The 24,955-nt window shown below is 48.9% G+C and carries 19 protein-coding genes and 4 pseudogenes; 11 read left to right on the top strand and 12 right to left on the bottom strand.

The window, feature by feature from the left end:
* Window positions 1-3: 3 nt before the first annotated feature.
* Window positions 4-312 (bottom strand): LapA family protein, encoded by a 309-nt coding sequence (locus tag KQP84_RS11980; protein WP_215846707.1) that lies wholly within the window; start codon window positions 310-312, stop codon window positions 4-6.
* A 128-nt stretch (window positions 313-440) separates the two neighbouring features.
* Window positions 441-1,205, bottom strand: coding sequence for a phosphatidylglycerophosphatase B (pgpB, locus tag KQP84_RS11975; protein ID WP_215846706.1), 765 nt, complete (start codon window positions 1,203-1,205; stop codon window positions 441-443).
* Between the two features lie 227 nt (window positions 1,206-1,432).
* On the opposite strand from pgpB, the gene ribA reads away from it, so the two are divergent.
* Entirely contained in the window at window positions 1,433-2,026 is a 594-nt protein-coding gene (gene ribA, locus KQP84_RS11970; RefSeq protein ID WP_215846705.1) for a GTP cyclohydrolase II, read from the top strand.
* 31 nt (window positions 2,027-2,057) lie between these two features.
* On the opposite strand, the pseudogene acnA reads toward ribA, so the two are convergent.
* The 5 genes and pseudogenes from acnA to topA form a co-directional block, all read right to left on the bottom strand.
* A pseudogene (acnA, locus tag KQP84_RS11965) lies at window positions 2,058-4,737 on the bottom strand (aconitate hydratase AcnA).
* A gap of 425 nt (window positions 4,738-5,162) precedes the next feature.
* On the bottom strand, window positions 5,163-5,342 hold the full coding sequence (locus KQP84_RS26450; protein ID WP_505543750.1) for a YciX family protein: 180 nt from the start codon (window positions 5,340-5,342) through the stop codon (window positions 5,163-5,165).
* Between the two features lie 3 nt (window positions 5,343-5,345).
* Window positions 5,346-5,504 (bottom strand): YmiA family putative membrane protein, encoded by a 159-nt coding sequence (locus tag KQP84_RS11960; RefSeq protein WP_215846704.1) that lies wholly within the window; start codon window positions 5,502-5,504, stop codon window positions 5,346-5,348.
* A 493-nt stretch (window positions 5,505-5,997) separates the two neighbouring features.
* The gene (gene cysB, locus KQP84_RS11955) at window positions 5,998-6,972 is read right to left on the bottom strand and encodes an HTH-type transcriptional regulator CysB (protein WP_215846703.1); all 975 of its coding nucleotides are present in this window, start codon (window positions 6,970-6,972) and stop codon (window positions 5,998-6,000) included.
* A 188-nt stretch (window positions 6,973-7,160) separates the two neighbouring features.
* Window positions 7,161-9,757, bottom strand: a pseudogene (topA, locus tag KQP84_RS11950) (type I DNA topoisomerase).
* 371 nt (window positions 9,758-10,128) lie between these two features.
* Between topA and KQP84_RS11945 the strand changes: the two are divergent.
* Window positions 10,129-10,377, top strand: coding sequence for a DUF2498 family protein (locus KQP84_RS11945; protein WP_215846702.1), 249 nt, complete (start codon window positions 10,129-10,131; stop codon window positions 10,375-10,377).
* A 41-nt stretch (window positions 10,378-10,418) separates the two neighbouring features.
* On the opposite strand, the gene sohB is transcribed toward KQP84_RS11945, so the two are convergent.
* Entirely contained in the window at window positions 10,419-11,465 is a 1,047-nt protein-coding gene (gene sohB, locus KQP84_RS11940) for a protease SohB (protein ID WP_215846701.1), read from the bottom strand.
* Between the two features lie 175 nt (window positions 11,466-11,640).
* On the opposite strand from sohB, the gene KQP84_RS11935 reads away from it, so the two are divergent.
* Both KQP84_RS11935 and cobO read left to right on the top strand, forming a co-directional pair.
* On the top strand, window positions 11,641-12,402 hold the full coding sequence (locus KQP84_RS11935; RefSeq protein ID WP_215846700.1) for a YciK family oxidoreductase: 762 nt from the start codon (window positions 11,641-11,643) through the stop codon (window positions 12,400-12,402).
* Window positions 12,402-12,992, top strand: a complete 591-nt coding sequence (gene cobO / locus KQP84_RS11930; RefSeq protein WP_215846699.1) for a cob(I)yrinic acid a,c-diamide adenosyltransferase — start codon at window positions 12,402-12,404, stop codon at window positions 12,990-12,992. Before KQP84_RS11935 ends, cobO begins: the two co-directional genes overlap by 1 nt.
* 64 nt (window positions 12,993-13,056) lie before the next feature.
* Here cobO and rluB read toward each other — a convergent pair whose 3' ends face one another.
* The gene (gene rluB / locus KQP84_RS11925) at window positions 13,057-13,947 is read right to left on the bottom strand and encodes a 23S rRNA pseudouridine(2605) synthase RluB (protein WP_215846698.1); all 891 of its coding nucleotides are present in this window, start codon (window positions 13,945-13,947) and stop codon (window positions 13,057-13,059) included.
* A gap of 765 nt (window positions 13,948-14,712) precedes the next feature.
* Between rluB and KQP84_RS11920 the strand changes: the two genes are divergently transcribed.
* Complete coding sequence (locus KQP84_RS11920) at window positions 14,713-15,360, top strand: serine protease (RefSeq protein WP_215846697.1); 648 nt, start codon at window positions 14,713-14,715, stop codon at window positions 15,358-15,360.
* 5 nt (window positions 15,361-15,365) lie between these two features.
* Here KQP84_RS11920 and KQP84_RS11915 read toward each other — a convergent pair whose 3' ends face one another.
* Together KQP84_RS11915 and rnm are read right to left on the bottom strand one after the other, a co-directional pair.
* Complete coding sequence (locus KQP84_RS11915) at window positions 15,366-15,986, bottom strand: L-threonylcarbamoyladenylate synthase (RefSeq protein ID WP_215846696.1); 621 nt, start codon at window positions 15,984-15,986, stop codon at window positions 15,366-15,368.
* 12 nt (window positions 15,987-15,998) lie between these two features.
* The gene (gene rnm, locus KQP84_RS11910) at window positions 15,999-16,883 is read right to left on the bottom strand and encodes an RNase RNM (protein ID WP_215846695.1); all 885 of its coding nucleotides are present in this window, start codon (window positions 16,881-16,883) and stop codon (window positions 15,999-16,001) included.
* 281 nt (window positions 16,884-17,164) lie between these two features.
* Between rnm and KQP84_RS11905 the strand changes: the two genes are divergently transcribed.
* The 6 genes and pseudogenes from KQP84_RS11905 to KQP84_RS11875 all read left to right on the top strand — a co-directional run bounded on the left by KQP84_RS11905 (window position 17,165) and on the right by KQP84_RS11875 (window position 24,182).
* Window positions 17,165-18,727, top strand: a complete 1,563-nt coding sequence (locus tag KQP84_RS11905; protein WP_215846694.1) for an anthranilate synthase component 1 — start codon at window positions 17,165-17,167, stop codon at window positions 18,725-18,727.
* Window positions 18,727-20,320, top strand: a pseudogene (gene trpD, locus KQP84_RS25360) (bifunctional anthranilate synthase glutamate amidotransferase component TrpG/anthranilate phosphoribosyltransferase TrpD). Before KQP84_RS11905 ends, trpD begins: the two are co-directional and overlap by 1 nt.
* 2 nt (window positions 20,321-20,322) lie before the next feature.
* Window positions 20,323-21,684: a bifunctional indole-3-glycerol-phosphate synthase TrpC/phosphoribosylanthranilate isomerase TrpF gene (gene trpCF, locus KQP84_RS11890; protein ID WP_215846691.1), complete on the top strand. Its 1,362-nt coding sequence runs from the start codon at window positions 20,323-20,325 to the stop codon at window positions 21,682-21,684.
* Window positions 21,685-21,731: 47 nt separating this feature from the next.
* On the top strand, window positions 21,732-22,922 hold the full coding sequence (gene trpB / locus KQP84_RS11885; RefSeq protein ID WP_215846690.1) for a tryptophan synthase subunit beta: 1,191 nt from the start codon (window positions 21,732-21,734) through the stop codon (window positions 22,920-22,922).
* Entirely contained in the window at window positions 22,922-23,725 is an 804-nt protein-coding gene (gene trpA, locus KQP84_RS11880; protein ID WP_215846689.1) for a tryptophan synthase subunit alpha, read from the top strand. Before trpB ends, trpA begins: the two co-directional genes overlap by 1 nt.
* Window positions 23,726-23,867: 142 nt before the next feature.
* Window positions 23,868-24,182 (top strand): BON domain-containing protein, encoded by a 315-nt coding sequence (locus KQP84_RS11875; RefSeq protein WP_215846688.1) that lies wholly within the window; start codon window positions 23,868-23,870, stop codon window positions 24,180-24,182.
* A 52-nt stretch (window positions 24,183-24,234) separates the two neighbouring features.
* On the opposite strand, the pseudogene ompW reads toward KQP84_RS11875, so the two are convergent.
* Window positions 24,235-24,866 (bottom strand): annotated as a pseudogene (gene ompW, locus KQP84_RS11870) (outer membrane protein OmpW).
* Window positions 24,867-24,955 lie beyond the last annotated feature (89 nt).

The raw sequence follows: 24,955 nt of genomic DNA, 5'->3' as shown, positions 1-24,955 counted from the left end.
TTATTATTCCCGGGCAGCCGATGACGATGTGGTCGTCACTGTCGTGCTGCCCTGTTCAATTTGTGCTTGCATACGCTTTACTTTGCGCTGCGCATTCGCCAGTGAAACGCGAACACGTAACCAAAACAATCCACAAATTGCCCAGCCCAACAAGAAGCCTACACCAAACAAGCTTGCCAATAGTGTAGAGATACTGAATTGGCCCTGCGCCAGCAGATAGTTAAAGGTGATGACCTGGTCGTTATGCGCACCTAATGTGACGGAGATGATGAAAATGACCAAAACCACTAAAAAAATCAGCAAATATTTCACAGTGCATCCTGTTGTGAGGTTGTCGGGTGGAATTATGCCAAAACTACGGCAAAAATGCTGCTCCCAGCAGCATCAGGCGATTCGTTTTTACGCAAGCACAATCAATGATATGGGGTCTACGCGTGGAATTACAATTCAGGTTCACGCTCTTGCACCTCTTTTTGTTCTTCGGGCGGCAGGCTAAGCGGCCCACAAAAACGTTGTGCCAGCCAGGTGGCCAGGGTCACCAACACCCATGACAATACAGTGGCCATGATTAAATCACGTGGCCAGTGCATGCCCAGCAACAGGCGGCTACCCATTACCGCGCTGGCCCAGATAAAGACAATCACAACCGTTTTGTAATGGCGACGCGGCCACAGCAATCCAATTACCAGCAAAGCCCAACTGGCCGCAAACATGGTATGCCCGGAAGGAAAAGCAAAACCGGTCTCTTGCGCCCAATGATGTTTTAGCCAGCCGGGTAACAGCGTATCGTCAGCCATTAAATCATTAACCATTTGGCTGCGCTGATGGCGTTTTAGTTCGTAGAACGCTTTGTCATCCAGACCATGACTGTGCTCTAACCATACGACATAAGGCCGCGGTTCCTGAACCTGGTCTTTAATGAAGGATTTGGTGTACTGCCCTGCCAGAATGGTGGCGTTCATAATCAGCAACAGCAAAATAGCGGGCTTCCATCTAAAACGCAGACACCACATGACCCATGCACTGAGTAACAGGCTGGTCAGGGTTCCCCAAGGACTGGTGACAGTTTCGGTCATCCAGAATAAGATTTTTAAAACCGCACCGCTTTCACCCGGTTGCCACTGCCAGCCAGATAACCAAACCGCCAGCGGCATTATTAACAACAGCAGCATCCCCAAGGTGGTGCGGCGTGAAATCTTAAACATCCGTTTTCCTTTTAGAGAACTTAATTCATCGCTGATGAATAACTTTAGCTTAAAAAAGAATAACATAACCATTGCAGATTGGATAATTGTGCTTTATCACTACAATCGCTCTGACAGATTACCAGCCCACCAGTGGGTTGTGGCACAATATTACACGTTTGTCGGGCTACACTCGCCCGTGCGCTATCATGATGATAGTGCATCCTCTGAAGGTTCTGGAGAGTCACATGCAGCTTAAACGGGTGGCAGAAGCCAAACTGCCAACGCCATGGGGAGATTTCCTGATGGTAGGTTTTGAAGAATTGGCAACCGGCCATGACCACGTCGCGCTGGTCTTTGGTGATATCAATGATAACGATCCGGTTCTGGCGCGCGTCCATTCTGAGTGCCTGACAGGCGATGCGCTTTTCAGTTTGCGTTGCGACTGTGGCTTTCAGCTTGAAGCCGCGTTGAATTCAATTGCTGAAGAAGGTCGCGGTGTGCTGCTGTATCACCGCCAGGAAGGCCGAAATATCGGGCTGCTGAACAAAATTCGTGCCTATGCGCTTCAAGATAAAGGCTACGACACGGTTGAAGCCAACCATCAATTAGGCTTTGCTGCTGACGAGCGAGATTTTACGCTGTGTGCAGATATGTTCAAACTGCTCGGGGTGAATGAAGTGCGATTGTTAACTAATAATCCACGCAAAGTAGAAATTCTGTCGGAAGCTGGGATTAATATTGTGGAGCGTGTGCCATTGGTTGTTGGTCGCAATCCCAAAAATGCCCATTACCTTGACACCAAGGCAGCTAAGATGGGTCATCTACTGCCGAAGGGATAAAATAAAAAGCCGGGATTACCCGGCTTTTTTATCAGTTAAGCATGTTGCGTATCACGTAGTGCAAGATGCCGTCATTTCGGTAATAGGTTAACTCATTACCTGTATCAATACGGCACCGCGTTTCCAGCAGCTCCTTGCTACCGTCAGCGCGCGTTAAGGTCACTTTCACCGTGCAGCCGGGCTGCAATTGATCCAAATTTTCAACGTCAATCAACTCTTCCCCGGTCAGACCTAACGTTTTACGCGTGGTATCCGGTGGAAATTCCAGCGGCAAAATTCCCATACCGATCAGATTTGAACGGTGAATTCGCTCAAATGACTCCGAAATCACTACGCGTACGCCTTGTAAACGAGGCCCTTTTGCTGCCCAGTCACGGCTTGATCCCGATCCATACTCTTTCCCCGCAATCACCGCTAAGGGGACACCTTCGGCCTGGTATTTCATCGCCGCATCGTAAATCGCTAACACTTCGCCACTCGGATGATGTTTGGTGTAACCCCTTCAACGCCGGGCACCATCTCATTACGAATACGGATATTTGCAAAGGTGCCGCGCATCATTACTTCATGGTTACCACGACGCGAACCGTAAGAGTTAAAGTCATTGCGTTCTACACCATGCGACATCAAGTAGCGTCCTGCTGGGCTTTCCGCTTTAATACTACCTGCTGGAGAGATATGGTCGGTTGTCACCGAATCACCTAACATTGCCAGCACGCGTGCGCCTTTGATGTCTTTAACCGGCTTGGGTTCTTTCTCCATATCATCAAAGAAAGGTGAAAGCCGAATATAGGTCGAGCCTTCATCCCAGTCATAGGTGGCCGCTTCGCTGACTTTTATCTCCTGCCACTCCGGTGTGCCATCGAACACCTCGGCATACTCTTTATGGAACATGTCACTGGTAACTTGCTGAACAGCAGTAGCAATTTCTTCCGGTGATGGCCAGATATCTTTTAGATAAACCGGCTGCCCGGTGTGATCGTGACCAAGCGGATCGGTTTGCAGATTGATCTTCATGTTTCCAGCCAACGCATACGCCACCACCAACGGCGGCGAGGCCAACCAGTTCGTTTTAATCAGCGGATGAATACGGCCTTCAAAGTTGCGATTACCAGAAAGCACCGCGCCCACGGTTAAATCACCCTCTTTAATGGCAGATTCAATCTCATCAGGCAACGGGCCTGAGTTACCGATGCAGGTCGTGCAGCCGTAACCCACCAAATTAAAGCCAAGCTTATCCAAAGAAGGCGTCAACTGCGCCACCGCCAGATAATCTGAAACCACTTTCGAACCCGGTGCCAGGGACGCTTTAACCCACGGCTGGCGCTTGAGGCCGCGCTCAACAGCTTTTTTAGCCAATAAACCGGCCGCCATAAGGACACTTGGATTAGAAGTATTAGTGCATGACGTTATTGCACTGATAACAACCGCGCCGTCGGTAAGCTCATGGCTTAAGCCGGTTTCACTGTCCGTGTAATTAATAATCTTGTGCGGTTTTTGTGCCTGATTGACTTCAAGTTCATTGCTGGCATCAAATGCAGCGGGAACATCTCCCAGTGAGACGCGATCCTGAGGACGCTTAGGACCCGCCAGGCTCGATTCGACCTCATTCATATCCAGCGCTAGCGTGCTGGTAAAAATAGGTTCATCGCCAGGGTTACGCCACATGCCCTGCTGTTTTGCATAGGCTTCAACCAACGCCACCTGATCGGCTTCGCGACCGGTTAGCGTCATGTAGCTTAATGTCACTTCATCAATGGGAAAGAAACCGCAAGTTGCGCCATATTCTGGTGCCATATTGGCAATAGTTGCGCGGTCAGCCAGCGGCAAATCAGCTAATCCATCACCGTAGAATTCAACAAACTTACCCACTACGCCATGTTTGCGCAGCATCTGCGTGACAGTTAATACCAAGTCTGTGGCAGTGATGCCAGGACGTAATTTACCGGTTAATTTAAAGCCGACAACATCAGGGATCAACATGGAGACCGGCTGTCCGAGCATGGCCGCTTCAGCTTCGATCCCTCCCACACCCCAGCCTAATACGCCCAGCGCATTGATCATGGTGGTGTGCGAATCAGTACCGACTAAAGTATCGGGCCAGGCATACTCTTTTCCGTTCAGGTTTTCATGCCAGATAGATTTGCCAAGATATTCGAGATTAACTTGATGGCAAATACCGGTTCCTGGCGGGACAACGCGAAATTTATCAAAGGCTTTTTGCCCCCAGCGCAGGAAAACGTAACGTTCATGATTGCGCTCCATTTCCAAACGAACGTTCTCTTCAAACGCATCATCATCGCCAAAATGGTCAACCGTGACGGAATGGTCAATGACTAAATCTACAGGGGAAAGCGGATTAACTTTTGCGACATCACCACCGAGGCGGTTTACCGCTTCTCGCATGGCGGCTAAATCCACCACAGCAGGCACGCCGGTAAAATCTTGCATGAGCACACGCGCAGGACGATAGGCGATTTCGCGATCGGCATGTGCATCTTTTTGCCAATCAACCAACGCCTGGATATCTTCTGCCGTAACAGAGTCTCCATCCTGCCAACGTAACAGGTTTTCAAGCAACACTTTCATAGACTTAGGAAGGCGATCAATGTTGCCGAGGTGTTGAGCAGCGAGGGGCAGACTAAAAAATGATAGGTTTGATTGTCGACCTGCAGTGTTTCCTGACTCTGCTCGCGTAGGGTAAACGACATAGTTCCTCCTTTATAATCGTGATCTTTAAACCTCAGTGAAAACAAGGTTTATGTTAAAGATAGACCACAATTTCGTTAACGTTTTGATTACAACACGATTTGCTACAATCAAACGCAAACGAAAATGCCCCGTGCAGGACACGAGGCATCAGAAAGAGGTGATTTAATTCAAATTATAGTGCGATCCATACAGCCGCAGACCAAAACGCAAATGAGAAGGCGTAAGCACTGAACCAAGACATTTTTATCATATTCATAAATTCACTCCTCACTGAAAATTGGCGCAAAAAGTCATGAAATCATCCCTGAAAAGGATGAAAACTTTTTAAACTGAGTGTGATAAAGACTGGGCTTTTAAAGTGCCCGCCGGAATAACCGGTAAGAAAAGATTTTCACTAAGTAATAAATTACTTACTGCTTAAATATTATTTCGCTTTCGGGTCCATGAAAGACTCGATGAAATGGCGTTGGGTGTCACTCAACTCCCAAGAGTCTGGGATTGATGCAAATTCCTGCTTCGCGCCAGCCTCTTTTGACTTACAGCCAGAAGGTTTGTGCTGGCGCGCGGTCAAAGAACGTTTATGGCTGAGTGTATTTGCCCACATGGCTTAGCCCCACATACGCCAGATCGTTAATGCTACAACTACCCAAAACAGTGCGGAAGCAGCAAAAATGGTCAACCAAGCTTTGCGACGAGTATTGCCAGAACGCTCAACCTTGGTGCTTTTAGCCGGAAAATCCGGTTGTACAGTTATTCTCGTATTCATAGTTTTTGATAATCACTCTCAATAAAATGATTGATAACACCGATGAAGAATTAGGACGAATCCTAAACTCGTTAAGACCAAAAATCCAGTTATTTTTATTGAGTACAACGATTAACGCTATTTATCAAAATAACTAAAAAACTTAAGTAATCATTAACTTCTCCCCTCTTTTATTATTAAACAATTACAGCAAAAATTTGGCTTAAAATGGAATTAGTACCAGTTAAAACTAATGTATAAATTTAAAACCCTTATTAAAAGCGCTTCCACATCAAGTCATAACTGGAGTATGGGAATAATCCTGGCGTGCCGCAAAGCGGTATGGTTAAAAATGTGTACTGATTCGCAATTAATGAACATCAATAAAGAAACATGTGATCGATGTTTCATTTACAAAAAAATAATGAAACTTATCCATCTTCATCTGGCGCTAACAACTAGCAATAAAAAAGGCTGCCAAAGGCAGCCTTAAAAAAATTAATCAGTGAGGTGATTATTTAAAGGGTAACTTTATGTCTTTAAACATCGCTTCAATATCGTCATTAGAACGTAATGCAACCGCGGCATCCACCACATCACGAGTCAAATGTGGCGCAAAACGTTGAATGAAATCATACATGTAACTCCTCAGAAAGGTGCTTCGTCGGAAACCAATTTTGGTTGTGCTATTGGTGAATATTTCCGCAGCTTCAATCCTTACAAGGTCAGGATCTGACACCGGATCAACCGCCATACTGGCAATGACACCCACGCCTAATCCTAATCTAACGTAGGTTTTAATCACATCAGCATCGGTTGCAGTGAAAACGATCCGTGGTGTTAATCCCGCACGGTTAAAAGCGGTATCAAGTTCAGAGCGCCCAGTAAAGCCAAAGGTATAGGTAACAAGCGGAAAATCTGCCAGCTCTTGAATCGTAACCTGTGCTTTGCCCGCTAAGGGATGATCAGGCGTAACAACAATTGCGCGATTCCAGTGGTAACAAGGCAACATGATCAGGTCGTCGTACAAATGCAGCGCTTCAGTAGCAATAGCAAAATCTGCATTCCCTTTCGAAACGGCTTCTGCAATTTGAGTCGGTGAACCCTGATGCATATGCAGCGATACGCGCGGGTAACGTTCTATAAACCCTTTAATAACGCCGGGCAAAGCATAACGAGCCTGAGTGTGTGTCGTAGCTACGTAAAGCGATCCTTTATCGGGCCAGGTGTGTTCACCCGCCACAGATTTAATCGCATCTACTTTTGATAAGACTTCTCGAGCGATGCGGATAATCTCTTCACCAGCAGGGGTAACCTGGGTGAGATGCTTTCCGCTACGGGCAAAAATCTGTACCCCTAACTCATCTTCTAGCATGCGCACTTGTTTACTGATGCCAGGTTGCGAAGTGTAAAGGCCTTCCGCGGTCGAGGATACGTTTAAATTATGATTAACCACTTCAACGATATAGCGCAACTGCTGTAATTTCATATATGTTCTATCCCAGTAAGCTACAGAGTCGCATCCCCGGCTGACATAAAGTCGCCTAAACAGCGTGCTGAATATCCGGAATCAGAAAGGTCGGAAATGCTATAACCACTATATCATTTAGATAACAAATGTAGAACTTATTGATATAAGGGAATGAGAAAGGCCAGCGAGCGCTGGCCTTTTAGGGATTACTTCTTCGCTTCTTGCCACTTGCCTTCTATATAGAAGGCGGACCAACCGGTAGCTTTGCCCTCTTTTTCAGAAGAGACATATTGCTGTTTAGTTTTACGGCTAAATCGCACCATGGTTTTGTTGCCCTCTGGATCCGCAGCCGGGGCTTCAGCCAGGTATTTCAATTTCTCAGGCAAACGGTCGCTGAAGCGTTGTAACTCTTCTACCAACGGCGCACGCGTTTCGCGCGATTTAGGGAAGGTATTTGCTGCCAGGAAAACGCCCGCTGCACCATCACGTAAAACGAAGTACGCATCCGATTTTTCACATGCCAGTTCTGGTAAAGGAACCGGATCTTCTTTCGGCGGCGCAACATCACCGTTGCGTAATATCTTACGGGTGTTTTTACACTCGTCGTTGGTGCAAGCCATGTATTTGCCGAAACGCCCCATCTTCAGGTGCATTTCAGAGCCACATTTTTCACATTCAACAATCGGGCCGTCATAACCTTTAATGCGGAATTCACCCTGCTCGATTTCGTAACCGTCACACTCTGGATTGTTACCACAAACGTGCAGCTTACGCTGATTATCGATCAAGTAGCTGTCCATTGCCGTGCCACATTTTTGGCAACGACGTCGAGCACGCAGCGCATTGGTTTCCGCATCATCGCCTTCCAGAATATTGAGCACTTCATTTTCTGGAATCAGGTTGATGGTCTGCTTGCAACGCTCTTTAGGCGGTAACGCATAACCAGAACAGCCGAGGAATACACCGGTGCTGGCAGTACGAATACCCATTGGACGGCTGCAGGTTGGACAATCAATGCTGGTTAACACCATCTGATTAGGCTGCATGCCGCCCTCTTCAGGATCTTTTTCAGCTTGCTCAAGTTGCTGGCTGAAATCACTGAAGAAGTTATCGAGCACCGCTTTCCACTTCGCTTGATTATTCGCAACCTGATCAAGGTTGTTTTCCATGCGCGCAGTGAAGTCGTAATTCATCAATTCACGGAAGTTCTCTTCAAGACGATCGGTAACGATCTCACCCATTTTTTCAGCATAGAAACGACGGTTTTCGACGCGTACGTAACCACGATCCTGAATGGTAGAAATAATGGAGGCATAAGTGGAAGGACGACCGATTCCGCGCTTTTCAAGCTCACGTACCAAGGACGCTTCGCTAAATCGCGCTGGCGGCTTGGTAAAGTGCTGGCTTGGCATCAGCTGTTGCAAATCGAGCACATCGCCCACGTTAACGGCAGGCAATGTACGATCTTCATCGTTCTTGCGCAGCGCAGGCATGACTTTTGTCCAGCCGTCAAAACGCAGCGTGCGTCCTTTGGCCTTCAATTTATAGTCACCCGCCGCCGCTGTCAGCGTAGTGGAATCATATTGTGCTGGCGTCATCTGACAGGCCACGAATTGACGCCAGATTAGCTGATACAGCTTCTGCGCATCCGCTTCCATGTCCTTAAGTTGCTCTGCAATCACTTCCACATCAGAAGGACGAATTGCTTCGTGCGCTTCCTGCGAGTTCTCTTTGCTGGCGTAAGTATTGGCAGACTCCGGCATGTATTTTTTGCCAAAGTTGCTTTCAATATATCCACGCGCCATAGCAACCGCATCCTGACTCAAGTTGGTTGAGTCGGTACGCATATAGGTGATGTGTCCTGCTTCATACAGGCGCTGCGCCATCATCATGGTTTTCTTGACGCCAAAGCCCAAGCGTGTGCTGGCTGCCTGCTGCAATGTCGAGGTGATATAAGGTGCGCCAGGTTTGCTGCTGGTCGGCTTATCTTCACGATCCACAATTTCATAACGCGCTTTTTCCAGCAGCGCTAGCGCAGCATGCGTCTGCTCGCGGTTTACCGGGCGGAATGCTTTGTCATTATGATGCGAGACTTCCATTGGCAGATCGTCGCCTTTCGGCGTGGTCAGGCTGGCTTGTAATTCCCAGTACTCTTCTGGCACAAACGCTTTGATTTCGCGTTCACGCTCAACCACCAGACGAACGGCAACAGATTGCACGCGGCCTGCGGATAATCCACGCGCCACTTTTTTCCATAACAAGGGAGAAACCATGTAACCCACAACGCGGTCCATAAAACGACGCGCCTGCTGAGCATTTACACGGTCAATATTGAGTTCGCCCGGCTTTTCAAAAGCCTGACGAATAGCATTCTTGGTGATTTCGTTGAACACCACGCGGCTGAAGCGCTTGTCATCTCCCCCGATCACTTCCCGCAGGTGCCAGGCAATGGCTTCCCCTTCGCGGTCAAGGTCAGTTGCGAGATAAATGTGGTCTGCATTTTCTGCTAACGCTTTTAATTCAGCGACGACTTTTTCTTTGCCTGGCAGAATTTGGTAATCCGCTTCCCAGCCATGATAAGGATCGACGCCCATGCGGCTAACCAGCGCGGCTTTCTCATCTTTTTTAACTTTTTTAACTTTTTTATCTGTCGAAGCGTCAGCACTTTTTTAGCGGTTGAACCACTGGTCGGCAGATCTCGAATATGACCAACGCTGGATTTAACCACGTAGTCATTGCCGAGGTATTTATTGATTGTTTTGGCCTTTGCCGGGGACTCAACAATAACGAGTGCTTTACCCATATTTACCTTTACCTAATGAAATCGTCCTGCTTAACGGGAGAGGATTTGATGCCCAAAAACCCATCGGGTTCAATATTGCTGCGCCTGTTTAACATTTCAAGGCGGCGGGATCAATCTCAGGTCAGACAACATGGCGTGATGCAACTTTATGATTAAAATCGCTTTTTCCACCTGACATAATCACACTTCCTGGTGCGATCTCCCTGAAATCTGAATCGCCCACACTCTACCTGATAAAATCTGTTACGCAACTTAATTAGCACTCAGGCTAAATTTGCGCCAATTTTTCAGTCATTGCGACCATTTGTCGAACAGTGAGGCTCGCAAGTAATATAGAAAGGATTAAGAGGCTGTCAAAAAGGAATGAATAAATGCAGAACGATACCCAGGCTATTACACGCCACGCGTTGCTGGAAAAAGCCAACGTAATGATCAAAGCGCATGATGATTATTTTACCGGAATGGAAGCGACAGACGTGGTACAGCACGGTGAGGTTTTCGTGTTTCGCGGTCCCTTTTTTCTTGATGAGAATGAGATCCCTACAGCGAAAACAACGGCGGTGTTTAACGTGTTTAAATATCTCGCGGTCGCGTTATCATCTCAATATCACCTGGAGTAAAACCACCGCATTAAAAAACCCGGCTCTCGCCGGGTTATATCTTACAACAAGGGCTTTTCACCCCGTTGCCAGAGCTTCATTAATAGTCGCTCGGCGACAGAACCGGCGCTATGCGTAACGCGGTCAATCATCTTGCGGCGACGCGCGTAGTGAACGCCCAGTACATTAAAGCTATCCATTTGACGAATAATGAGATCATCACTGGTGCCAATCTCATCAATCAAACCCAAGTCTAATGCCTGGCGTCCATACCAGTGTTCACCGGTAGCCACGTTATCGATATTCAATGATGGACGCATTTCATGAACGAAATCTTTAAACAGCACATGTGTTTCATTAAGATCTTCCTGAAATTTTTCACGTCCTTCTTCGGTGTTCTCACCAAACAGCGTTAGCGTACGTTTGTATTGGCCAGCAGTATGCAATTCCACATCAATGTCGTTACGTTTAAGCAGACGATTAAAGTTTGGAATTTGAGCGACAACGCCAATCGAACCGATTATGGAAAACGGCGCGGCGACAATACGATCGGCCACACAAGCCATCATGTAACCGCCGCTAGCCGCAACTTTGTCAACAGCAGCCGTAACGCGCAGGCCACCATCACGCAAGCGTTGCAGCTGTGACGCTGCCAAACCATAACCATGAACCACCCCGCCAGGACTTTCCAGACGCAACAACACCTCATCACCGCTCTGTTTTACAGCTAACACGGCTGAAATTTCTTCTCGTAATGAAGTCACTTCGCTGGCGTCCATGCTGCCTTTGAAATCGATGACATACAGTGTCGGCTTCACGATTTCGGTTTCACCCTGCTTAGCCGCACGCTTTTCCGCTTTTGCTTTCTGCTTCTCAGCTTTCTTATGATTTTTCAACCACAGTTTTTGCACTTGCGGTTTCATCTTCGCTAACTGCACATCGTCTTTCATCTGCTGATAATCATCACCCAGATGTGTCAGACGCAGCTGGCCGCTTTGACCGCGTTTGCGCAGCGTCGCATTCATGATGATCAGCACAATAGCCGCGACGGCAATCACCAACGTCACAACTTTTGCGAGAAAGAGTCCATAATTTGCAAGAAGATCCATTACGTCGCCTTATTAAACAGAGAATTAGAGACAATAGAATAGTTTAACTCGTTTACACCCAAGCGTCGCCTGAAATGCCAGCACCTGGCACAGAATGCGCCTGTCGATGATTGCACATCACATGAAATTGAGGCATAAAACGAAAACACTTTGACCTTCGCTAGAGGATTCCCCTGTGCACTATCAACCGAAAAGCGATTTGCTCAATAATCGAATTATTCTCGTCACCGGCGCTTCTGACGGTATTGGCCGTGAAGCCGCGTTAACCTACGCGCGCTACGGCGCGGAAGTCATTCTGCTGGGACGCAATCTTGAGCGACTTCAGCTCACCGAGAAGGCAATCAATCAGTTAAACAAGCGACCCGCGCACAGCGTGGTGTTCGATCTGGCACAAGCTACGCCAGAAAATTGCCAACACATTGCTCAACAGTTGGCACTGCAATTTTCGCACTTAGATGGCGTATTACACAATGCGGGTATTTTAGGTGAGATTGTCCCGCTGGCTGAGCTTGATCCTCACGTTTGGCAACAAGTCATGAAGATAAATGTCGATGCCACTTTTTATCTCACACAGGCGTTGCTGCCGCTGCTGTTAAAATCGGATGCCGGCTCACTGATCTTTACCACGTCCAGCGTAGGACGCACCGGGCGTTCCGGCTGGGGTGCTTACGCCGTGTCGAAGTTTGCTACTGAAGGTATGATGCAAGTATTGGCTGATGAATATAAAAATCAGCACTTGCGGGTGAACTGTATCAATCCGGGTGGAACGCGCACAAAAATGCGAGCCAGCGCCTTCCCTGAGGAAGATGCAAACAAGCTAAAAACCCCAGCCGATTTAATGCCGCTCTATCTTTATCTGATGGGTGATGATAGCCGTCGTAAAACCGGTATGAGTTTTGATGCCCAGCCAGGCCGAAAACCGGGAGCAGCTGAATAATGAGTGAAGATCGCCACCAGCAACGTCAGCAACGATTAAAAGAACACGTTGATGCACGCATTGCCGCCGCGACCGAGGTACGCGGTATTCTGATGGTTTTCACCGGCAATGGTAAAGGCAAAACCACGGCGGCATTTGGTACTGCATTGCGAGCTTGCGGTCACGGTAAGCGTGTCGGCGCAATCCAGTTCATAAAAGGCGAATGGCCTAACGGCGAGCGCAATCTGCTGGAGCAACATGGCGTTGAGTTTCAGGTGATGTCGACCGGATTTACCTGGGAAACGCAAAATCGTCAGGCTGACACCGATGCCTGTTTAGCCGTATGGGAACAGGCCAAACGCATGCTCGCAGATAGTCATCTTGATTTGGTGATCCTTGATGAAATCACTTACATGGTCAGTATGGATTACCTGCCGCTTGAGGAGCTGATTGCTGCACTTGTTCAGCGTCCTTTGCAACAAAGCGTCATTATTACAGGACGTGGTTGCCATCGCAGCCTCATGGAAATGGCTGACACAGTGACCGAGATGCGTCCGGTTAAACACGCTTTTGATGTCGGCATTCAGGCGCAGCAAGGAATTGACTGGTAATAAAGAATAAGCGGGTAATAAAAGAAAACGCAGCGGTTAAGCTGCGTTTAGATGAACAGGAAACTTAAGAAGACGTTCGTTTGCTGCTTTTGCCACCGGTAGGACGACGCTGCGCAGTTCCGGTCTGGCTGTGACGTTTTACGGCTCGACGAATTTGGTTAGCCTTGGTACGACGACGATCTTTCTCAACAACCAGTTTGGTAACCGTTTCGTCATCCATACCGACCAAATTACGTAAGTAGTTGACCGCAGGAAGATCCAGCTCGGTCCAACCGCCACGTGGCAAGTTTTTCGGCAGATGAATATCACCATAACGCACACGCATCAGACGGCTCACCTGCACGCCAACCGCTTCCCATAAACGACGTACCTCACGGTTTCGTCCTTCGGTCAGCGTTACGTTATACCATTGGTTAATGCCTTCACCGCCGCCAAAGCGCAGAGTTTTGAAAGCGGCTGGGCCATCTTCCAACTGCACGCCTTTGCTCAATTGACGGATTTTATCGTCATCTACCTGACCAAATACACGCACGGCGTATTCACGTTCAACTTCACGGCTTGGATGCATCAGACGGTTTGCCAGCTCACCATCAGTAGTGAACAGCATCAATCCACACGTATTGACGTCCAGACGACCAACAGCAATCCAGCGTGAACCGCGCAGTCGCGGCAAACGATCAAAGACAGTTGGGCGACCTTCAGGGTCACTACGGGTGCAAAGTTCACCTTCTGGTTTGTAATATGCCAAGACGCGACAGACTTCCGTTGCGGATTCGGCAATCGAGACCAGATGACCATCAATGCGAATTTTAAGGGCTTTACTGTTTTCGATACGGTCGCCTAGCGTAGCCAGTTTGCCATCAACGCTGACGCGTCCGGCGGCGATCATTGTTTCGATTTCACGACGCGAACCATGGCCGGCACGCGCTAATACTTTCTGTAACTTTTCGCTCATTGAGCTTCCTCATTGTCGCCTTCCCAGGCGTCACGGTAGGGTGATAAGTCTTTTCAAATCAACAGGTTAACTTAAAAAGTTTGGCCTATTATACAGGCATTTAACCCTGATGTAACGCGGTTTATGAAGATGGCACTCTTCCTAATAATAGTGTTAATTGGCGATAATTCACGCCTAATAACTCGTCGTTAAACACGACTTATTTACTATTTCAAGCAGCACTCAAAACGGCAATATCGAAAACTTTATACTTAGTGAGCATTAAATTTATTAAACAATATGATTTAATTAAAAGTACTGACAACTCAATAAGTAACGGTATCTTAAACTCTACTGGCATTTCACATACATCATTTAAACCATAAAAAAAGAGCTTGTCGGCATAATGTATCGTTTAATTGATTTTACCCAGCATGTGATATTGATAAAAAATAAATTATCAAACTTAATGCACCATAGGTTGAATTAAATCATGATATTCAGGTTTATTTGACTAATATTAATTTTATTGAATTGTACAGCCTTATTATCTGTGTACAATTTAACCCCGAAGAGCAAAAAAATCAGAGTGAAAGATTAACGCTATTCACCTAAAAATTAAATTATATCTCATGTTTCATTAATAAATATTTTGCTTCTTCATTAATACAATAAACCGGCGCATCCGGAATTGTTGCGTTAATACGGTTCAGTGATGAACCTGATATTGCATGTCGAAAATCCTCACCAGGGATATTAAAGACATGCCTAAATAAAGAAAAAACCATGAAAAAACTGTTTCTGTGCCCAGCGCTTGTCGCGCTGGCTTTGAGCGGTTGTTCTGTGGGCCAAACCGAGTACAGTCGTACGGCGATGCAGCACGTAGACATGAGCGTGACCGGCATCCCGACGATCCTTGGTCTTGGCACTTTGGGCAGCAGCATCCCCCTCACACCTGAATATAGCCTGACAGCCGCACACGTTGCGAAATATGCCGTTCAACGCGTAAAGGCCTATCATCCTTATTGCGATCTTGCGATTATTTATCACAAGAATGACGCAAAGACATTAGCCAAATTCCGTAACAGTGATATTGGCGATTCAATAAAAATGTATGGCTACAGCTTTATTTCCGCCTTGCCTGTGGAATCAACGGGCACTAATTTAGCGCGCACAGCCATTCGGAATAATTGGAATAAAAGTCCTTGTATGGCGATGGCTTCAAATGCAGGAGTGGTGCAAGGAATGTCTGGCGGCGGTGTTTATAACCGCGATGAAACGCTGGGTGGTGTTATTGTGGGATATACAGACGCCATTAAAAATGGTCGCAGCGGAAAGATCATACTTAAAGACGTTTCGCTCTATATTCCCTACCGTGATTTCAAAGATTGGCTGCAGACAAATATTGGTCAGGCACCGACGCGCGGTGCCTGAGGAAATTACTGGAACGGACGGGTATCGCCAACGCCTTCGCGGATGATCTCAGGCGCATCATGCGTCAAATCAACGACCGTGGTTGGCTGCTGCCCCAACGTTCCTCCATCGATAATCAGATCGACCAATTTGCCAATGCTGTGCTGAATCTCTTCTGGGTCTGATTCGGTGAAATCATTGCCTGGCAAAATCAAAGAGGTCGACATCATTGGCTCATTTAACGCTTCAAGCAGCGCCAGAGCCACCGGATTTGAGGGCACGCGCAGGCCAATGGTTTTACGCTTGTCGCTCATCAGGCGGCGCGGTACTTCTTTGGTGGCTTTCAGGATGAAGGTGTAATTCCCCGGCGTGTTGTTTTTTAGCAGACGAAACGCGGAATTATCGACCTGTGAATAGACTGATAATTCAGATAAGTCACGGCACATCAGGGTGAAATTATGATTGCCATCCAGCTGACGAATACGGCAAATGCGCTCCATTGCGCCCTTCTCTTCTAAACGACACCCCAAGGCATAGCCAGAATCGGTGGGGTAAACAATCACGCTGCCTTTATTGAGATATTCCACGGCCTGATTAATCAGGCGAGGCTGCGGATTGTCAGGATGGATATGAAAAAATTGACTCATAGAAACCTCGTGTCACCTTTCCGTGCAATCAGATGCAGGTGCCAAAGCCGGAAAACGTTCCCAGACCGGCTCGACGCCTGCGGGCAGCCATAATTTGCGTCCCAATTCAATCCACGGACAGGGTTGATGAAAATCAGAACCTTGTGAACCAGCTAACCCATTATCTCTGGCGTATTGCGCCAGCTGTGTGCGCTCATTAGGTGCTTGCTGGCACTGTGCAACTTCCATCGCATCACCGCCGGCATCGCGAAAATAAGCGACTAAACGCTTAAGCCATTTTGCGGACAGTCCATAACGTCCGGGATGAGCCAGCACGGCACAACCACCAGAATGATGAATTGCATCAATAGCTTGTTCAATTGTACACCATTGTGGCGGGACATAACCGGTTTTACCGCGCGCCAGGTAAGATTTGAAAACCTGCGCAAAATTATCCGCCCGTCCTTGTTCAACCAGAAAACGGGCAAAATGGCCACGCGTGATCACGCCACCTTCCGCCAAACGCGTTGCACCCGCCAGCGCGCCGGGAATCTGTGCTTTTTCCAGTCGTTCCGCAATATGTTCGGCACGTGTCTGACGGCGATCGTGCTGTGCAGCCAAAAAAGTGCTCATTACTGGATGGTGAATATCAATATTGAGTCCGACAATATGAATTTCATGATTCTCCCACACCGTTGAAATCTCAACGCCAGCCACAACTTTGATGGGCAAATCTTGATCAATAGCCACCTGCTGCGCTTCCGTAACGCCGCCCACTGAATCGTGATCCGTAATTGCTAAAACGCCAATACGCATCTCAACAGCGCGCTGCACAAGGGCCTGCGGCGTGAGAAAGCCATCAGATGCCCGCGTGTGGCTGTGTAAATCATAAATAGGGAAACGGGCGATATCGCTCAAGCTAACTCCAGTAAAAATCTAAACTGGCCAGCATGATAACGATTTTGGCGGTCAGAGAAAAAGTGTATTGACATTTAAGCCATGAACCCGTTAACTAGTACACAAGTTCACACGTAACGGGTATTTAATCATGGCTGTTGTTCATACGCTTTTAAACGGTTGGTGGCGCGATGTTCCCAGATACGGGCGACGACGTCGTGCACAACTAGCGTAAACGCTGTGCAGATACCTGAGCCCGCCACCGAGCGGGCTTTTTTCGAGCGAAATTCAGAGAATTCATCATGCCAAATGCGAAACCTACAGTGAAGTTGATTACCGGCACCGCGCCCTATCGCGAAGATCCGGCCGCAGTGTTTCATCAGTTATGCGGCGCACGCCCGGCAACCTTGCTGCTTGAATCTGCGGATATCGACAGTAAACGTAACCTAAAAAGCTTGCTGATCGTTGACAGCGCCCTGCGTATCAGTGCGCTTGGCAATAACGTCACCTTACAAGCGCTTTCGGAAAATGGCCGCGCGCTGCTGCCGCTGCTGGATGCCGCGCTACCGGACTCCGTGAAGATTGAAGCGCGCCCCGATGGACGAGTTTTAACCTTTCCCACCACAGAAGCGCTGCAAGATGAAGACTCCCGCTTACAGGCGCTTTCCGTATTCGATGCGCTGCGTTTGATTCCTCAACTGGTGAACGCACCCGCCGATGAACGTGAAGCTTTGCTGTTGGGCGGTCTGTTTGCTTACGACTTAGTGGCTGGCTTTGAAGAACTCCCCGAACTGGAAAGTCATCAGCGCTGTCCTGATTACTGCTTCTATTTAGCTGAAACCCTTTTAGTGCTGGATCATCAGGAACGCAGCGCACGTTTGCAGGCTAGCCTGTTCAGCCCCTCCACCAGCGAATTCCAACGCTTACAAGGGCGTATTGAACAGTTGCATGGCCAAATGCTGCAGCCAGCAGCGCCGTTACCGGTTCAATCTGTTGAACAGATGACGCTGAACATTAATCAAAGTGACGAAGAATATTGCGAAGTAGTACGCGACATGCAGGAAGCGATTCGCATTGGCGAGATTTTCCAGGTTGTACCTTCGCGCCGCTTCTCGCTGCCTTGTCCGTCGCCGCTGGCAGCGTATGACACGCTGAAAAGCAGTAATCCCAGCCCATACATGTTCTTCATGCAGGATCAGGATTTCACGCTGTTTGGCGCATCACCGGAAAGTTCGCTGAAATATGACGCAACTTCACGCCAGATTGAAATCTACCCGATTGCCGGTACGCGTCCGCGGGGTCGTCATGCTGATGGTTCGCTGGATCGCGATCTCGACAGCCGCATTGAGCTTGAAATGCGCACCGACCATAAAGAGTTGGCTGAGCATCTGATGCTGGTTGACCTGGCGCGTAACGATTTAGCGCGTATCTGCGTGCCCGGCAGCCGCTATGTCGCCGATCTGACTAAAGTCGATCGTTATTCCTTTGTGATGCATTTAGTGTCACGCGTTGTGGGCACATTGCGCGAGGATCTTGACGTGCTGCATGCCTATCGCGCCTGTATGAATATGGGCACGCTAAGCGGTGCGCCAAAAGTCCGCGCGATGCAACGCATTGCCGCTGCGGAAGGTTCACGTCGTGGCAGTTACGGCGGCGCAGTGGGTTACTTCACCGCTAACGGCGACTTAGACACCTGCATTGTGATTCGCTCTGCCTACGTTGAAGACGGCGTTGCCACCGTGCAAGCCGGTGCTGGCGTCGTGCTGGATTCCAATCCCCAAGCTGAAGCGGATGAAAGCCGCAATAAAGCCCGCGCGGTGTTGCGCGCCATTGCAACAGCCCATCACTGCAAGGAGATTTTCTGATGGCCGATATTCTGCTGCTCGATAACATCGACTCATTTACCTATAACCTCGTCGACCAGTTGCGAACTTTCGGTCACAACGTGGTGATTTATCGCAACAACCTACCTGCAGAATTGCTGATCGACCATCTGCAGCGTATGGAGAACCCGGTATTGATGTTGTCACCAGGCCCGGGCGCACCGAAAGATGCCGGTTGCATGCCTGAGCTGCTTCGTGTGCTGCGGGGTCGCCTGCCGATTATTGGCATTTGCCTTGGTCATCAAGCCATTGTGGAAGCCTATGGCGGACACGTGGGCCAGGCGGGCGAAATCCTGCACGGCAAAGCATCCATTATCACGCATGACGGTGAAGCGATGTTTTCTGGCCTGAGCAATCCGCTGCCAGTGGCGCGTTATCACTCGTTGGTTGGCAGCAACACACCCGACGAATTAACGGTCAACGCCAGCTTTAACGGCATGGTGATGGCAGTGCGCCACGATGCAGATCGTGTTTGCGGATTCCAGTTCCATCCTGAATCCATTTTGACTACTCAAGGCGCACGTCTGCTTGAGCAGACGCTGGCTTGGGCGCTGGCGAAGTAACAGGGAGAACAAAATGCATACTATTCTGGAAAAACTTTACCAGGCGCAGACGCTAAATCAGGCTGAAAGCCATCAGCTATTCAGCGCAATCATTACCGGGCAGCTCGAGCCAACACAGTTAGCCGCTGCGCTCATCGCGATGAAAGTTCGCGGCGAAAAGCCAGAGGAGATTGCGGGTGCCGCAACGGCGTTGCTGGAAGATGCTAAACCCTTCCCGCGTCCCGATTATGCCTTTGCCGATATCGTTGGCACCGGCGGTGACGGCAGCAACAGCATTAATATTTCTACCGCCAGCGCATTTGTTGCCGCGACCTGTGGACTGAAAGTGGCGAAGCATGGCAACCGCAGCGTCTCCAGCAAGTCGGGTTCATCCGATCTGCTGGCTGCATTTGGCATTAATCTGGATATGCCTGCTGAGCAGGCGCGTAAAGCGCTGGATGATCTGAACGTTTGTTTCCTGTTTGCTCCGCAATATCACACTGGATTCCGCCATGCGATGCCGGTTCGCCAGCAGCTCAAAACCCGCACACTGTTTAATGTGCTCGGCCCGCTGATCAATCCCGCGCGCCCGCCGTTGGCCGTGATTGGGGTTTACAGCGCAGAGCTGGTGCTTCCTATTGCGCAGACATTAAAAGTATTGGGTTACCAGCGTGCCGCTGTGGTTCATGGGGGCGGTATGGACGAAGTGGCGCTGCATGATGTAACGCACGTAGCGGAACTGCGTGATGGCGAAATTACGCGTTACCTGCTGTCGCCAGAAGACTTTGGATTCGGCTTCCATCCCAAGGAAGCCTTGGCAGGCGGCACGCCGGAAGAAAACCGTGACATTCTTACACGTTTACTCCAGGGTAATGGCGAGCAGGCCCACGAGGAAGCCGTTGCCGTGAATGTGGCTATGCTGCTCAAAGTATTTGGCAATGAAGATTTGCGTGAAAATGCACAGCGTGCGCTCGCCGCAATCCGTAGCGGGCAGGCTTACGAGCGCGTGGTCGCTCTGGCAGCAAGAGGATAACCATGCAAGGTACAGTGTTAGAAAAAATTGTTCAGGATAAAGCGGTTTGGGTTGAAGCGCGTAAGCAGCAGCAGCCGCTGTCCAGCTTTCAAAACAGCGTAGAACTGGCATCGCGTAATTTCTACGATGCACTGCAAGGCGCGCGTACTGCCTTTATTTTAGAATGCAAAAAGGCATCACCTTCTAAAGGTTTGATTCGTGCTGATTTTGATCCGGCAGCCATTGCAGGCGTTTATCGTCATTACGCTTCTGCCGTGTCGGTATTAACCGATGAAAAATACTTCCAGGGTGATTTTGCTTTCCTGCCCATTGTCAGCGCAGCGATTACTCAGCCGGTATTGTGCAAAGATTTCATTATCGATGCGTATCAAATTTATTTAGCCCGTCACTATCAGGCAGATGCCATTTTACTGATGCTATCGGTGCTGGACGATGATCAATATCGTCAGCTCGCCGCGGTAGCGCACAGCCTGAAAATGGGCGTGCTAACGGAAGTCAGCAACGAAGATGAGCTGGAGCGTGCCATTGCGCTGGAAGCCAAAGTGGTGGGTATTAATAACCGCGATCTGCGTGATATGTCGATTGATCTCAATCGGACTCGCCAACTGGCGCCACGTTTATCGCATGGCGTTACTGTCATCAGCGAATCGGGTATTAACAGCTACGCCGATATTCGTGAGCTTAGTCATTTTGCTAATGGTTTCCTGATCGGTTCTGCCCTGATGGAAGAAGATGATTTACAAAGTGCGGTGCGTCGCGTCACGCTGGGCAGCAATAAAGTCTGTGGGCTGACGCGAGCTGAAGATGCTCGCGCTACGTACGAAGCCGGTGCGATTTTTGGTGGTCTAATTTTCGTTGAAAGCTCGCCACGTTATGTGGACAGCGTCAAAGCAAAAACGGTGATAGCAGGCGCACCACTGAGCTATGTAGGTGTTTATCGCAACGCTGCAATTAGTGACATTGTCACGCAAGCAGCAGAGTTACAGCTGGTTGCGATTCAGCTTCATGGCGATGAAGACCGTGCTTACGTCGCTGAATTACGGCAAGCCTTACCTGCATCCGTGAAAATCTGGAAAGCGTTGCGTATTGAAGGTGCTTTACCGGAACGCGACTGGCCACATGTTGATCGCTATGTCTTTGATAACGGAAACGGCGGCAGCGGCCAGCGCTTTGACTGGTCACTTTTGCAAGACCAAAAGCTCGATAATGTATTATTGGCAGGCGGATTAAGTGCTGACAACTGCGTTGAAGCGGCACGACAAGGTTGTGCGGGTCTCGACTTTAACTCTGGCGTAGAAAGTTCGCCGGGGATTAAAGATGCCAGCAAAATTGCGGCCGTGTTCCAGACGCTTCGCGCCTATTGATTTGCCGGACCCGCGTTGCTGCGGGTCAGAAAAAGAGAGATGAAAAAATGACGTTACTGAATCCCTATTTTGGCGAATTTGGCGGTATGTATGTACCGCAAATCCTGATGCCAGCCTTGCGCCAGCTGGAAGAAGCGTTTGTTGACGCGCAAAAAGACCCTGAGTTTCAGGCTGAATTCACCGATTTGTTGAAGAACTATGCGGGACGTCCCACAGCGTTAACGTTGTGTAAAAACCTGACTAAAGGCACCAAAACGCGTCTTTACCTGAAGCGTGAAGATCTGCTGCACGGCGGCGCGCATAAAACTAACCAGGTTCTGGGTCAGGCGCTGTTAGCGAAGCGCATGGGTAAAAACGAAATTATTGCCGAAACCGGTGCCGGGCAGCATGGCGTAGCTTCGGCATTGGCTTGTGCACTGCTTGGCATGAAATGCCGCATTTACATGGGTGCCAAAGATGTCGAGCGTCAGTCGCCTAACGTCTTTCGTATGCGTTTGATGGGTGCGGAAGTGATCCCTGTTCACAGCGGATCCGCGACCCTGAAAGATGCCTGTAACGAAGCATTGCGCGACTGGTCTGGTAGCTATGAAACCGCGCACTACATGTTGGGCACCGCTGCTGGCCCTCATCCTTTCCCAACTATTGTGCGTGAATTCCAACGCATGATTGGTGAAGAGACTAAAAAGCAGATCCTTGAAAGAGAAGGCCGTTTGCCAGATGCCGTGATCGCATGCGTGGGCGGCGGTTCAAACGCTATCGGTATGTTTGCTGATTTCATTGATGATACCAGCGTGAAGTTAATTGGCGTTGAACCAGCAGGACACGGCATTGAAACCGGCGAGCACGGTGCTCCGCTGAAACATGGTCGCGTTGGCATTTACTTCGGTATGAAAGCGCCAATGATGCAGACAGAAGATGGACAGATTGAAGAGTCGTATTCGATTTCTGCCGGTCTCGATTTCCCGTCCGTTGGCCCTCAGCATGCACACCTGAACAGCATTGGCCGTGCCGACTACGTATCCATCACTGATAATGAAGCCCTGGCTGCGTTTAAACAGTTGTGTCGTGCTGAAGGCATTATCCCCGCACTGGAATCGTCACACGCGCTGGCGCATGCACTGAAAATTATTCAGGCTGATCCTGAAAAAGAGCAGCTTATTGTGGTCAACCTTTCCGGTCGCGGCGACAAAGACATCTTCACCGTTCATGATATTTTGACAGCGCAGGGAGAAATCTGATGGAACGTTATGATCAACTGTTCAAGCGTCTGGCAGCGAACAAAGAAGGTGCTTTTGTTCCTTTCGTCACCTTGGGCGATCCGTCACCTGAACTCTCTTTGCGCGTAATTGATGCGCTGGTTGAAGGCGGTGCAGATGCGCTGGAGTTAGGCATTCCCTTTTCCGACCCGCTGGCTGATGGCCCGACAATTCAAAACGCAACATTGCGTGCCTTCGCTGCGGGTACCACGACGGCTCAATGTTTCGAAATGTTGGCAAGCATTCGTCAAAAATATCCCGAATTACCTATTGGCTTACTGATGTATGCCAACCTGGTGTTTGCGAATGGTATTGATGCGTTTTATGCACGCTGTGCAGAAGCTGGTGTGGATTCTGTATTAGTTGCTGATGTGCCGGTTGAGGAATCTGCGCCCTTCCGTCAGGCCGCCCTGCGCCATAATGTTGCGCCAATCTTCATTTGCCCACCAAACGCCAGCGATGATTTATTGCGTGAGATCGCTTCACATGGCCGTGGATATACTTATCTGCTGTCACGTGCCGGCGTAACCGGTGCTGAGAATCGCGCCAGCCTGCCGCTGCATCATCTGATCACCAAACTGCGTGAATACAATGCGGCCCCGCCTTTACAGGGTTTTGGTATCTCTGAACCTGGTCAGGTGAAAGAAGCCATTGCATCAGGTGCAGCGGGTGCTATCTCCGGATCGGCGATTGTGAAGATCATCGAAAAGAATCATGCACAACCTGACGTGATGCTGAGCGAGCTCAAAGCGTTCGTCAGCAATTTGAAAGCAGCCAGCCGCTAACAAAATCATGCCTTATCGTGCGGTAAGGCATGATTTCTTTCTCTTTATCTCCTCGCAGTTGCCCATTATTGAATTCTTGCACCACAATTAACTCGCGCCGTTATGGTAACGTCGCATCACCTTTGTGACAGGGAGAGAAGCAATGAAATGGTTTAAAGTGCTGACAGGTGCGTTGATTGCGAGTGTGGTTGCGCTGACACTGAGCGCCTGTGCGCCAACACCAACTAAAGAAGGCACCGGCGGTTATATTGATGACACCGTGGTAACGACTAAAGTTAAAGGTCAGCTTTTGAAAGATGACTCGCTGAAATCGACTGAAATTAATGTAGAAACCTTCAAAGGAAAAGTTCAGCTGAGCGGTTTTGTGAGTTCGCCACAAATGGCGAATCGTGCGGTAGAAGTGGCGCGAAGCGTAGCGGGTGTGAAATCTGTTGTGAATAACATGCAAATTAAATAGCACATTGTTCACCACTAAAAAGGCCGCTATGAAAAGCGGCCTTTTTCTTTTATCAGAAACGGTAACCCGCACCGAAGAAAAATACCCAAGGATCGATACGCATATTAATGTTCTGCTGCTCACCGCCTGCTTTAAACTTCACTTCTGTATCAATATCCATGTACCACACCGAAGCATTCAGCATCCAGTCGCGGTTAATCTGGTAATCCAATCCAACTTGTCCTGCCATACCCCACGAATCTTTAACGCTCAAATCAGTTAATCCGGCATCGCGTCCAGTGTTATTAAAATCGGCATCATAAAAAGTGGTGTAGTTAATACCTACGCCGATATAGGGGCGCGCTTTGCTTTTGCTGTCAAAAAATAGTATTGCGCCATCAGCGTTGGCGGCAACTGGCGCACCGTGGCCAACGTGCCGGTTGGTCCCAGACCCACTTTGTGGCGGAACGGCGTCGCTGCAAGTAGTTCCACGCCAATGTTATCCGTTGCCATATAGGTAAAAGTCAGGCCAAGCTGCGTATCATTGCTGGCGGAGAATGATCCCATGCCCAGCACATTATCCGATCCTTCGGTTGGTCGTACGGTTGCGCTGCCTGCACGCATAAAAAAATCGCCAGCCTGATGAGCCAGTGCCAGTTGAGGTAATACCAGAGTCAGTAGCATCGCGCATTTTGCCAGTTTCATGGTCGCTCCTTTGCAGAATTTTAATCGTGGGGAGATGTTGTCATTTATTTGTCGGCAAAGGTTTAACGCGATTTTTTGAAAAATGCATC

The organism is Candidatus Pantoea bituminis, assembly GCF_018842675.1.
Lineage (GTDB): Bacteria > Pseudomonadota > Gammaproteobacteria > Enterobacterales > Enterobacteriaceae > Pantoea > Pantoea phytostimulans.
Note: the sequence above shows the minus strand (reverse complement) of the source record. Positions and strands in the feature narration are given on the sequence as shown.

Excerpts from the sequence above, each read along its gene's own strand:
- pgpB (WP_215846706.1), bottom strand. The coding sequence starts at position 1,205 with ATGTTTAAGATTTCACGCCGCACCACCTTGGGGATGCTGCTGTTGTTA.
- ribA (WP_215846705.1), top strand. The coding sequence starts at position 1,433 with ATGCAGCTTAAACGGGTGGCAGAAGCCAAACTGCCAACGCCATGGGGA.
- KQP84_RS26450 (WP_505543750.1), bottom strand. The coding sequence starts at position 5,342 with ATGTGGGCAAATACACTCAGCCATAAACGTTCTTTGACCGCGCGCCAG.
- KQP84_RS11960 (WP_215846704.1), bottom strand. The coding sequence starts at position 5,504 with ATGAATACGAGAATAACTGTACAACCGGATTTTCCGGCTAAAAGCACC.
- cysB (WP_215846703.1), bottom strand. The coding sequence starts at position 6,972 with ATGAAATTACAGCAGTTGCGCTATATCGTTGAAGTGGTTAATCATAAT.
- KQP84_RS11945 (WP_215846702.1), top strand. The coding sequence starts at position 10,129 with ATGCAGAACGATACCCAGGCTATTACACGCCACGCGTTGCTGGAAAAA.
- sohB (WP_215846701.1), bottom strand. The coding sequence starts at position 11,465 with ATGGATCTTCTTGCAAATTATGGACTCTTTCTCGCAAAAGTTGTGACG.
- cobO (WP_215846699.1), top strand. The coding sequence starts at position 12,402 with ATGAGTGAAGATCGCCACCAGCAACGTCAGCAACGATTAAAAGAACAC.
- rluB (WP_215846698.1), bottom strand. The coding sequence starts at position 13,947 with ATGAGCGAAAAGTTACAGAAAGTATTAGCGCGTGCCGGCCATGGTTCG.
- KQP84_RS11920 (WP_215846697.1), top strand. The coding sequence starts at position 14,713 with ATGAAAAAACTGTTTCTGTGCCCAGCGCTTGTCGCGCTGGCTTTGAGC.
- KQP84_RS11915 (WP_215846696.1), bottom strand. The coding sequence starts at position 15,986 with ATGAGTCAATTTTTTCATATCCATCCTGACAATCCGCAGCCTCGCCTG.
- KQP84_RS11905 (WP_215846694.1), top strand. The coding sequence starts at position 17,165 with ATGCCAAATGCGAAACCTACAGTGAAGTTGATTACCGGCACCGCGCCC.
- trpCF (WP_215846691.1), top strand. The coding sequence starts at position 20,323 with ATGCAAGGTACAGTGTTAGAAAAAATTGTTCAGGATAAAGCGGTTTGG.
- trpB (WP_215846690.1), top strand. The coding sequence starts at position 21,732 with ATGACGTTACTGAATCCCTATTTTGGCGAATTTGGCGGTATGTATGTA.
- trpA (WP_215846689.1), top strand. The coding sequence starts at position 22,922 with ATGGAACGTTATGATCAACTGTTCAAGCGTCTGGCAGCGAACAAAGAA.
- KQP84_RS11875 (WP_215846688.1), top strand. The coding sequence starts at position 23,868 with ATGAAATGGTTTAAAGTGCTGACAGGTGCGTTGATTGCGAGTGTGGTT.